Origin of the sequence: Snodgrassella sp. B3837 (genome assembly GCF_026535955.1) — a bacterium.
Lineage (GTDB): Bacteria > Pseudomonadota > Gammaproteobacteria > Burkholderiales > Neisseriaceae > Snodgrassella > Snodgrassella alvi_E.
The window spans coordinates 22470-32070 of record NZ_JAFNPI010000030.1 but is presented as its reverse complement, the minus strand read 5'-3'; the positions used below and the strand labels follow the sequence as shown (position 1 = coordinate 32070).

Annotated in this window: 9 protein-coding genes; 4 read left to right on the top strand and 5 right to left on the bottom strand. The window is 42.9% G+C overall.

The features are described from left to right. Positions 1 to 775: 775 nt before the first annotated feature. Positions 776 to 1501 (top strand): 16S rRNA (uracil(1498)-N(3))-methyltransferase, encoded by a 726-nt coding sequence (locus tag J3U67_RS08560; protein WP_267391891.1) that lies wholly within the window; start codon positions 776 to 778, stop codon positions 1499 to 1501. A gap of 66 nt (positions 1502 to 1567) precedes the next feature. On the opposite strand, the gene ppk2 is transcribed toward J3U67_RS08560, so the two are convergent. Beyond that, a complete protein-coding gene (gene ppk2, locus J3U67_RS08555; RefSeq protein WP_267391892.1) occupies positions 1568 to 2440 on the bottom strand; it encodes a polyphosphate kinase 2 in 873 nt (290 codons plus the stop codon). Positions 2441 to 2610: 170 nt separating this feature from the next. Further along, entirely contained in the window at positions 2611 to 3828 is a 1218-nt protein-coding gene (locus J3U67_RS08550) for an MFS transporter (RefSeq protein WP_267391893.1), read from the bottom strand. Between the two features lie 367 nt (positions 3829 to 4195). On the opposite strand from J3U67_RS08550, the gene J3U67_RS08545 reads away from it, so the two are divergent. Genes J3U67_RS08545 through J3U67_RS08535 form a run of 3 tightly spaced genes read left to right on the top strand, consistent with a single transcriptional unit; the run spans position 4196 to position 7638 of the window. Next, a complete protein-coding gene (locus J3U67_RS08545; protein WP_267391894.1) occupies positions 4196 to 5611 on the top strand; it encodes an aspartate aminotransferase family protein in 1416 nt (471 codons plus the stop codon). A 55-nt stretch (positions 5612 to 5666) separates the two neighbouring features. Continuing rightward, entirely contained in the window at positions 5667 to 6746 is a 1080-nt protein-coding gene (locus tag J3U67_RS08540; RefSeq protein ID WP_267391895.1) for a GNAT family N-acetyltransferase, read from the top strand. 1 nt (position 6747) lies between these two features. Next, on the top strand, positions 6748 to 7638 hold the full coding sequence (locus tag J3U67_RS08535; protein WP_267391896.1) for an arginase family protein: 891 nt from the start codon (positions 6748 to 6750) through the stop codon (positions 7636 to 7638). Here J3U67_RS08535 and J3U67_RS08530 read toward each other — a convergent pair. Genes J3U67_RS08530 through J3U67_RS08520 form a run of 3 tightly spaced genes read right to left on the bottom strand, consistent with a single transcriptional unit; the run spans position 7614 to position 9601 of the window. Further along, positions 7614 to 8807, bottom strand: coding sequence for a DegT/DnrJ/EryC1/StrS family aminotransferase (locus J3U67_RS08530; protein ID WP_267391897.1), 1194 nt, complete (start codon positions 8805 to 8807; stop codon positions 7614 to 7616). The two genes, J3U67_RS08535 and J3U67_RS08530, sit on opposite strands and share 25 nt — an antisense overlap. 30 nt (positions 8808 to 8837) lie before the next feature. After that, entirely contained in the window at positions 8838 to 9245 is a 408-nt protein-coding gene (locus tag J3U67_RS08525) for a DMT family transporter (protein ID WP_267391898.1), read from the bottom strand. After that, positions 9245 to 9601 carry an EamA family transporter gene (locus J3U67_RS08520; protein ID WP_100141386.1) on the bottom strand — a complete coding sequence of 119 codons (357 nt, stop codon included), beginning with the start codon at positions 9599 to 9601 and terminating at the stop codon, positions 9245 to 9247. The genes J3U67_RS08525 and J3U67_RS08520 overlap by 1 nt, the downstream gene beginning before the upstream one ends.

The window sequence follows — 9601 nt, the reverse complement described above, 5'->3', positions numbered from 1 at the left end:
CTCGCGTCTCAGCGAAGAAGGCGAACTATACGCCCCTGCATACACCCTGTCAACTACTTCCTCCACTTATTTTTATACAATACACCAAACCACTGTTCTAATAAGATTTATTTTTTCGCCATCACCCTTGGTTTGATCCTAATTTAGTTCTTCGTCTCTATTTCACCCTTTTGATGACTTTTTACTGCATTAATTTTGTTATTTAACTGAGATATCGTCTGTGTTACCCATATAAGCTTTCTTTAACTTTATCCAAATCTGTGCTGCAATTGGTTCAGTAAATGGGTCAAATTTTTTGCAATTTTAAGTAACTCTTTTGACGATAAGAAGGCTTTACTGCTTTTGTTGCACTTGCTGAGTTAGGTAATTATTGGGGGGCTCTTTCTTTTTTATTATTTTAATTTATTGATGATGTTTCCTTTATTACCACTTATTTTATGATTCAGATTTAATGCTTTTAAGTTTAAGGAAAAAGTGTAAATAGATCCAATAGTGCGAGATATGCATGTTTGAAAGGTATAGTTTATTTTGTTGTTTGATGTTTTTGTTATTTTTCAAGCAAAGTACCCTGAATGTGCTATTCATGAGTCATAGATTAATTATTTTTATTTGTTGTAATTTATTTTTTAATATCTTGCTATTTAGCTCTGATGAGTTCTTATTATTGTGTTTGATTCTTGTTATTGTGTGCTGGTCGATATTTGTGCTTATGATTTAAGCTTATAATTTGTTATTGTAGCTGGCGCTATTCTTTATTTATAGTGATTTTACGATTATGCCTCGTTTTTATGTTCCTGCAGAATTGTGTGAAGTAAATGCTTTTTCTTTACCTGATGCGACTGCTCGCCATGTACAAGTTTTACGCTGTCAGCCGGGAGAGCTGATTGAGTTGTTTAATGGTCAAGGTCTGGTATATGAGGCTGAGATTATGTCTATGGGCAAGAAAAATGTGGATGTAATGATTCATGACTGTAAAACCGTTAAGGTTGAGTCTACTTTGACAACCACATTGCTGCAATCAGTGTCGAGCAGTGAGCGGATGGATATGACGATTCAGAAAAGCGTAGAACTTGGGGTGTCTGTGATTCAGCCGGTATTGTCTGAACGAAGCAGTCAGCGCTTAGGTGGTGAACGGGCAACGAAAAAGCGGGAACGTTGGCAGGATATTGCCATTGCAGCATGTGAGCAATGCGGGCGAACTGTTGTGCCGGAAATTAGGCCTATTATGGATTTAGCCAGTGCATTGCAAGATGTGGCTGATGCTGATTTGAAGCTGCTAATGAGTTTGCGTAGGCCGCTGGCTTTGAATGAATTTTCTCAGGCCCATGCGGTGACGTTGTTAATTGGTCCTGAAGGTGGGTTGAGCACATCTGAGGAAGAACAAGCGACTCGGTATGGGTTTTCGGCATTCAGCTTAGGACCGCGAGTATTACGTACGGAAACGGCTTCTCTGGCGGCACTGGCTGCTATGCAGGCATTATGGGGGGATTTCCGTGGGTAAAGGGAATTAGCTTTGTGAACATGAAAAATTCAGCCAGTCTGTTTTAGCAACTGGCTGATATTATATTTAGTATTTTTCAGGTATGTAACGATAAGGATAGTTGGGTTCTTGGTAATCGCCTTTATCCTGTCGTTTAGGTAATTCGACTTTTTTGCGCGGTGTTTTTTTATACGGAATTTCGCTAAGGACGTGTTCAATGATGTTGAGCCGAGCCTTTTTTTTGTCGTTGGAGTCTACGATATACCACGGGGCCCATGAGGTATCAGTGGTCATGATCATTTCGTCGCGTGCTCGGGAATAATCGTACCAGCGGCTGTAGGATTTGATGTCCATGGGTGACAATTTCCAGATTTTACGCGGATCGTTTATGCGACCAAGCATGCGTTTTTCTTGTTCTTTCATGTTTACTTCAAGCCAATATTTGAGCAGGATGATGCCGGAATTGATGATGGCTTTTTCCATAAACGGAATGATTTCTAGAAACTCTTTACTTTCCTGTTCGGTGCAGAATCCCATTACGCGCTCTACACCGGCACGGTTGTACCAGCTTCGGTCGAAAATAACGACTTCTCCGGCAGCGGGTAAATGTGGAATATAGCGCTGCATGTACATCTGGCTTTTCTGGCGCTCACTGGGCGCAGGAAGAGCTACTACCTGAAATATGCGCGGGCTGACTCTTTCGGTAAGTGCTTTGATGGCACCTCCTTTACCTGCTCCATCACGACCTTCAAAAATGATGCATACTTTTTGGCCGGATTCTTTTACCCATTCTTGTAGGGCAACCATCTCTCCCTGTAATTTTTCCAGTTCTTTGTAGTATTTCTTTTTGGTAAGTTTTTTTTGTTTGTGCTTTTTGTCAATTGGGTTGTCATTTTGAGGTTGAGGCTGAGGCTGATTTATATTGGGTGCATCAGTTAGTGGTTGTTGTTTGTCTATCATGATTACCCCTTTGATGTTTGTTAATGATTAAATAAATTTAACTGTTATACACAGAATATTAATATTAACAATTGTTTGCAACTTTAGTTACGCATTTTTACATTAACATCTTAATACGTTTGTTTATATCTGCTTATTCTTCGTATCAAGCTTTATTAGGATCTACTTAATCAGTTGCCATTATCATTTTTAATCGTTATGCGCTGTTCATCTCGTACGGTAATCCACCACACAATCAAACCAATGATCGCCAGCGTGACGCCAACCCATGCTGTGCTGGTCCAACCCCAGCCAGCAGCTATGGTCAGTCCTCCAAGATAAGGGCCTAGTGCATTGGCAGCGTTAAAGGCGCTGTGATTTAATGCTGCGGCCAATGTTTGGGCATCTTTGGCTACATCCATAAGGCGGATTTGCAGCAAGGTACCAACGGCACCACTCATACCTATCAGGATAACCTGTATACATACCCAGTAGGGATAATGCACGGCAAAAGGATACAAGGCTAACATGGCTGCAGACCAAACGAGTAACCATGCAAGGCCAGTCATGACGTGGCGGCCTACTAGCCGCGGTACGATGATATTGCCAATGGTCATGCCTACGCCGTAGAGACACATAACTAATGGTACGTTTCGGGGTGACATGCCTGTGATGTTTTCGAGAGTTGAGGCCATATAGGCGTAGATGCCGAACATGCCGCCAAATCCTATGGCGCCTATGGCAAGAGTCAGCCATATCTGCCGGTTAGTCAGTGCACCTAGTTCGCGCACCGCACTGCTGTCTCCACCTTGCATACAGTGAGGTGGTAGAAAAACGGCTACAAGGATAACGGTGATGGCTGCCAGTATAGCTACAATTAAAAAAACGACACGCCAACCTAAGGCCTGTGCCAGCCAGCTGCTTAAGGGTACGCCAACAGTAGTGGCTATGGTTAAGCCAATCATCATTAATCCGACTGCTTGTGTACGCTTATCCGGCTGTACCATGGCTGCGGCAACCAACGCACCTACGCCAAAGTAGGCGCCATGCGGCAAGCCACTTAAAAAGCGAAACAGCATCATGCTTTTGTAATCAGGAGCAAGCATGGTACCCAGATGAGCCAGAGAGAAAAAAGCCATGAGCACCAGTAGTAGGCTTCGCCTGCTAAACCGAGCGCCAAATATGGCTATTACGGGTGCGCCTACAACGACACCAAGTGCATAGATACTGATTAGGTGACCGGCTGTGGGTTCGCTGATGTTCAGTCCGCTGGCAATGTAAGGTAATACGCTCATGGTAGCAAATTCAGTGGTACCAATGGCAAAGCCGCCAACGGCAAGGGCAAACAGGAGCCAGCGGGGATGTAGAATGCGGTTGAGTTCTGTATTCATAGGTATGTAGTTCAGCATTGATGCTGCTGAATTTGTTGTATAGTTGATTTGTTTTAGTCTAACTGATTGAGAATCATAAGTAAAAATACGGATTTTTTCTGAAATTTCTTGGCATTTTTTGAATGGGTTGGTGTAATGGTTATGAGGCAGAAAATGCGATGAAGTTTTTTGAGTAATTTTTATGCTGTTGCAACCATTTTGTACGCTGTTTTGTGGTGTTGGACATATTTATTTTAATGCAAAGATAATTTAATTTGCGATTGTTATTGTTTTTTTAGGGTTAGAAGGTCATTGTTTCTTACAGTTACGTTGCTATAGCAGGATATAATAAGTTTAATCGTGTACTTTTTATATACTGTTTAATTTTATTTGATTGGAATGAATGATGAGTAAGCCCAGTGCTCAAACCCTTGAAAATCGTCTGGATGATGCGCAGTTGCTGGCTGATGAGGCTAAGTATTGCTCTTTCGGTGATACGGTTCATTATGTTAATCCACCGAAAATTTTTGATGGCTGTGAAGGCAGCTATATGTACGATAAGGATGGTAAGCCGTATTTGGATTTACAGATGTGGTATTCGGCCTGCAATTTCGGTTATGCCAATGAGCGATTGAATAATGTACTGAAACAACAGGTTGACAGTTTGCCGCAGTGTGCAAGTCAGTATCTGCATCCTACCAAGATTGAGCTGGCTAAAACCATTGCTCAGGATATGAAACGCAAGTTTGGCCATGATGGACGGGTACATTTTAACGTTGGTGGTTCTCAGTGTATTGAAGATTCACTGAAAATCATTCGTAATGCTTGTGAGGGCCGTTCGCTGATGTTTGCGTTTGAAGGTGGCTATCACGGCCGTACGCTGGGCGCTTCTTCGATTACCTCCAGCTTCCGTTATCGCCGTCGCTACGGACACTTTGGTGATCGTGCGATGTTTATTCCGTTTCCCTATCCGTTTCGCCGTCCTAAAGGAATGACGGCTGAGGAATATGGTGAACATCTAGTGGCTGATTTTGCTCGCTTGTTTGAAACGGAATACCATGGTGTATGGGATCCGAAAGCAGGCCAAGCTGAATATGCAGCCTTTTATGTGGAACCGCTGCAAGGTACGGGCGGTTATATTGTGCCACCACGTAATTATTTTAAAGGTCTGAAAAAAGTTTTGGACCAATATGGAATTTTGCTGGTGGTGGATGAAATCCAGATGGGCTTTTACCGTACTGGTAAGTTGTGGTCAATCGAACACTTTGATGTTAAGCCTGATATGCTGGTATTTGCTAAGGCACTCACAAATGGTATGAATCCGCTGGGTGGTTTGTGGGCGCGGGAAGAATTGATTAATCCGCAAGTATTTCCGGCTGGTTCTACACATTCAACTTTTGCCTCTAATCCTTTGGGTACGGCTGTTGGCCTTGAGGTATTCAAGATGATGGCGGAAGTTGATTATGAAAAAATGGTGATGGAAAGTGGAGCTTACTTCCTTGAAGGCCTGAAAACGCTGGAACAACGCCATAAAGAAATCGGTGAAGTAGATGGTCTGGGTTTGGCTCTACGGGCAGAAATCTGTACTGAAGATGGTTTCACTCCGAATAAGGCTTTGGTAGATAAGATGGTCGACATCGGTATGTCTGGTGATCTGGACTGGCACGGTCAGAAAATGGGTCTGGTACTAGACATTGGTGGTTATTATAAGAATGTAATTACTTTTGCACCGTCATTACATATTACTAGGGCGGAAATCGATCAGGGCATTGAGTTGCTGGATCAATTGATTACGCGAGCTAAAAAAGAGCTGAACGCTTAAGCTACGGTATACGGCAGCTCAGCAATCGTTTTAGCTGGCTGCCCTTTGAGATTATATGAAATATCTAAGTCAACTGGAACCGGACGAGCTGGTGGAAACATTTCTGGCCTGCCCACCCCTCAATTTCAGCGCGTGGCAACTATCAAACGGCGTGCCTGCTTTTGCGACACGCTTTGATTTGCTCACGACTGCTGATACCGATTTTCAACAGAAGATACGGCATTGGCCTTTTTTTGATTGGTGGCAGCGTTTTCTACACCCTCTTACCTGTTTTATCGGAACAACAGTATCTGAGTATGCTCTGTTTTCACCACAACAACCGGCTCAGCAACTGGCAAAAGAAATATTACAAAGTTATGGCAAAAAATATCCGCTGCTGATTGTGAAAGATATTCCTCAACAATCACCATTATTAAATAAAGAAGCAAATGAGTATGCAAACGAGCTGATTCTGACTTTGAAGCAACAAGGTTTGATTGAAGTGGAAGGTCAGGCGCTAGCTTGGGTGCCGATTGATTTTCAGGATATTAATGAATATCTAGGGCGCTTATCCTATCAACGACGTAAAAATTTTCGCCGTAAGCTGAAAACTCAAACCCTAGTTGAAATAAGCTGCTTGCATAGTGGAGATGTTTGCTTTCAAGATGAAGTAGTTTTAGAGCAGTATTATCAGCTGTATTTAAATGTTTACAATCAAAGTGATGTACATTTTGATTTGCTAACGCGGGATTTTTTCCGTAGGTTGCTTCAGGACGGTAATAATCAGGCCAGAATTTTCACTTATCATTATCAGCAGCAAATGGTCGGCTACAATATTTGCTTTGTGCTCAATAATATGCTGGTGGATAAATATATTGGTTTTGCTTATCCGTTGGCACGCGAACTGAATCTGTATTATCTAAGCTGGTTTTACAATCTGGAGTATGCGAGAGAGCAAGGTTTGAAGTTTTATATAGCCGGCTGGACAGATCCGCAGGTTAAGGCTTCTTTAGGCGCTCAGTTTACTTTTACCAAACACATGGTGTATGTCCGCAACCCAGTTTTGCGTGCTTTGCTTAGTAAACTCAGTAGTCGTTTTGAACAAGATAAAAACTGGCAGGAAGCGCATAAGCAGGATAATCAGGACGGCAGATAGTATGAATAAAACGGTTATTCTGGATTTTGACAACAGTACTGGCACTATACCCGATGCTGTCAGAATTGAGCTAGGGCAATGGCAGGAGGCTATTCGTTTTGGATGTTCGCACGCTCGCTTCAGCCAGCTGAAGCAAGAACTCGAGCAAAAGTTACCGGAACACTATGGCACAGTTTTGATGGGCAGCGGTGATTATCATCATGTTTCGCTGTTGCTTATAAAACGTTTACAACAATATTTTACTGCTACAAAACCGATAGAAGTGGTTATTTTTGATAACCATCCAGACAACATGCGCTATCTGTTCGGGATTCATTGTGGTTCCTGGGTGAGCTATGTGGCGCAATTGCCTTTTGTCAGCCATGTGCATGTGCTAGGTATTACTTCCAAAGATATTGGCTTTGCTCATAGCTGGGAAAACCGGCTAGCTCCATTATTTCAGGGCAAACTTACCTACTGGAATATGGATGTAAAAATTGGCTGGGCCAAAAAAATCGGTTTGAGCCATGCTTTTCGTAGTTTTGCATCCCCGGAAGAGCTGGTTAGTGCTTTTATTCAAGCACAGCAACGAAATACCAGACCTGTATATGTTTCGATTGATAAGGATGTGCTAGCTAAGGATGTGGTGCAGACTAACTGGGATCAGGGACGTATGCAGCTTAATCATTTATTGTCCGTAATAAATTCGCTAAATCAACGCATTATTGGTAGTGATATTACTGGCGAAGTTTCACAATGGGAATATACAAGCTGGCTTAAACGTATGCTCAGTGCTATGGACAAACAGGAACCAATTCCGGAAGCCACGCTATCTGCATGGCAGCAACAGCACCATGCTGTCAATCAGCAGTTACTCTCAGCCTTAGTTCAGCACCCGCAAACCACACGCTGAATAACTGCACAAATTTGCTCAAATTGCGCATCTGTCAGCCAAGGGCTATTGGTAATGGTTAACATACGAGCCGCAAAATCTTCAGCATTGGGTGTGGATTCCTTTGGTACAATCGGCTTTAGGTAATCGTACTGCGCCAGTGTATGGATGAATAAGCGGGTTACGCCCAAGGGGCTAGTCCATAACTCTTTTAAAATAGCATCACGCTGTTGATTAGTCGGCAATAACACCATTAAAAATGGCCACACTCCCTGACCATACTGATCAACAATAACTTGTATAGCGCTGATTTTCTGCAACTGCTGAATCCGCTGTTGCGCTTGTAGGTGTAATGTTTGCAAAAATGCCGGTAACCTCTGGAAGGCATTGGTGGCAACATGTTGCCGTATATGGCTTACCCGATGCATAGGAATGTCGAAATCAAAATCATCGCCTACTGCTGCAATCCATTGCTGCTGACGCAAAGCTTTGCGCCGGCCGCGGCCATAGACAAAATGCAGACCGGCGGGATGATATAAAGCAGTATATCCGAATAGTTGTAGTGTACGCAGGAATTCCCATTTAAAACGTTGTGGTAATAGTTTATTGGCAGTTTTTTGTAAGCTCTTGCGCAATTGAGTTTCGGGAGCGGTAAGTAATCCACCCTCATACATGGTCAAACCTTTACCGGCAGCCAAACTGAATAGAACCACATCACCGTATTGACCGACTTCTGCGCCCAGAGCTTGCGCAGCATCTTCGATTACCGTTATCTGTTGAAATTGGGCTAACTTTTTAACACCAGCAACATCAGAGACCCGCCCGCCCAGATGAGTTGGAATGACCGCCAGCACTTTTTCATTCAATAAATTAGTTAAGTGCGCGGTCTCCAAATCAATACTGTTGGGTTTTAAATCGCAAAGCTGTATTTGCAAACCACAATGATGGATAGCTAATGCTACCAATGGACAAGTATAGGCAGGTACGATTACGGTTTTACGCTCAGGCTGTTGATGCGCTAGCGTAGTTAACGCTATCACCAGCGCTGCCGTACCCGAACAGGTTAGTTGTAATGGTGGCAAGTTAAAGCGTGCGCTTAATTTGTCTGCCAACGATGATTTTACCGGCAGCCAGTCCCGCCATTGCAGCGGTAAGCCGGCTGTAGGCGGATTTTCATAATAGTTAAACATAAACGGCACTAAAATTTAGACCTGAAGTAGTCAACAAGTTTTATCATCGTGACAGTTTTCATTCTGGACAATTTCTTTTTCTGCCAACGCCAGAAAGATGATACCACCCACAATAAATACTGCACCAATAATGCGTATGGCCGTAATATGTTCATGAAATAGAAAAGCTGAAACCAGCATGACTGTTACTACTTCCAGATGCGAAGCGGCAAAAGCTGGGCCGACCGGCGCCTTTTTCAGTAAGGCCATCCAAGTAAAAAAAGCACCAATATAGCCAGCAACAGCAATATAAACCCATGGCTGGGTAAAGACCCTTGAAATCCAACCCAGATTGGCTTCAAGTGGCTGTGCATGAATAGCTGTGAGTTTAAAACTGCTCTGTCCCAGAGTGTCAAATAATAATAAAAGTACAAAGCCGATTAAATAAAATTTACGCATTATGAAGCTCCTACCAGCACTACACCAATGGTGATACAGAACATGCCAAGAAGCCGGAAGCGGGTGAGCTTTTCCTGAAACAGAAGACGTCCTACCAGCATCAGCACAATAATATTAATTGAGCCAAGCAATATACCCTGTGATAATGGTACCTGACTTAAAAACGCCAGCCATAATAAAAATTCGGCTACATAGGAACCAATACCAATCCACAGCCAATAATTACAAAACAAATCAATCCAGTAATACCAACCATCGCGGTTATTAGGTGCGATGGCTGCATATTTAAATGCTGTTTGGCCAAGGGTATCAAAACAGATATTGGCAAACCACAGCACAAAAACAATCAGGGACAT

What these genes read in the sequence shown, in the direction of transcription:
- J3U67_RS08560 (WP_267391891.1), top strand. Translation starts at nt 776, where the DNA reads ATGCCTCGTTTTTATGTTCCTGCAGAATTGTGTGAAGTAAATGCTTTT.
- ppk2 (WP_267391892.1), bottom strand. Translation starts at nt 2,440, where the DNA reads ATGATAGACAAACAACAACCACTAACTGATGCACCCAATATAAATCAG.
- J3U67_RS08550 (WP_267391893.1), bottom strand. Translation starts at nt 3,828, where the DNA reads ATGCTGAACTACATACCTATGAATACAGAACTCAACCGCATTCTACAT.
- J3U67_RS08545 (WP_267391894.1), top strand. Translation starts at nt 4,196, where the DNA reads ATGAGTAAGCCCAGTGCTCAAACCCTTGAAAATCGTCTGGATGATGCG.
- J3U67_RS08540 (WP_267391895.1), top strand. Translation starts at nt 5,667, where the DNA reads ATGAAATATCTAAGTCAACTGGAACCGGACGAGCTGGTGGAAACATTT.
- J3U67_RS08535 (WP_267391896.1), top strand. Translation starts at nt 6,748, where the DNA reads ATGAATAAAACGGTTATTCTGGATTTTGACAACAGTACTGGCACTATA.
- J3U67_RS08530 (WP_267391897.1), bottom strand. Translation starts at nt 8,807, where the DNA reads ATGTTTAACTATTATGAAAATCCGCCTACAGCCGGCTTACCGCTGCAA.
- J3U67_RS08525 (WP_267391898.1), bottom strand. Translation starts at nt 9,245, where the DNA reads ATGCGTAAATTTTATTTAATCGGCTTTGTACTTTTATTATTATTTGAC.
- J3U67_RS08520 (WP_100141386.1), bottom strand. Translation starts at nt 9,601, where the DNA reads ATGTCCCTGATTGTTTTTGTGCTGTGGTTTGCCAATATCTGTTTTGAT.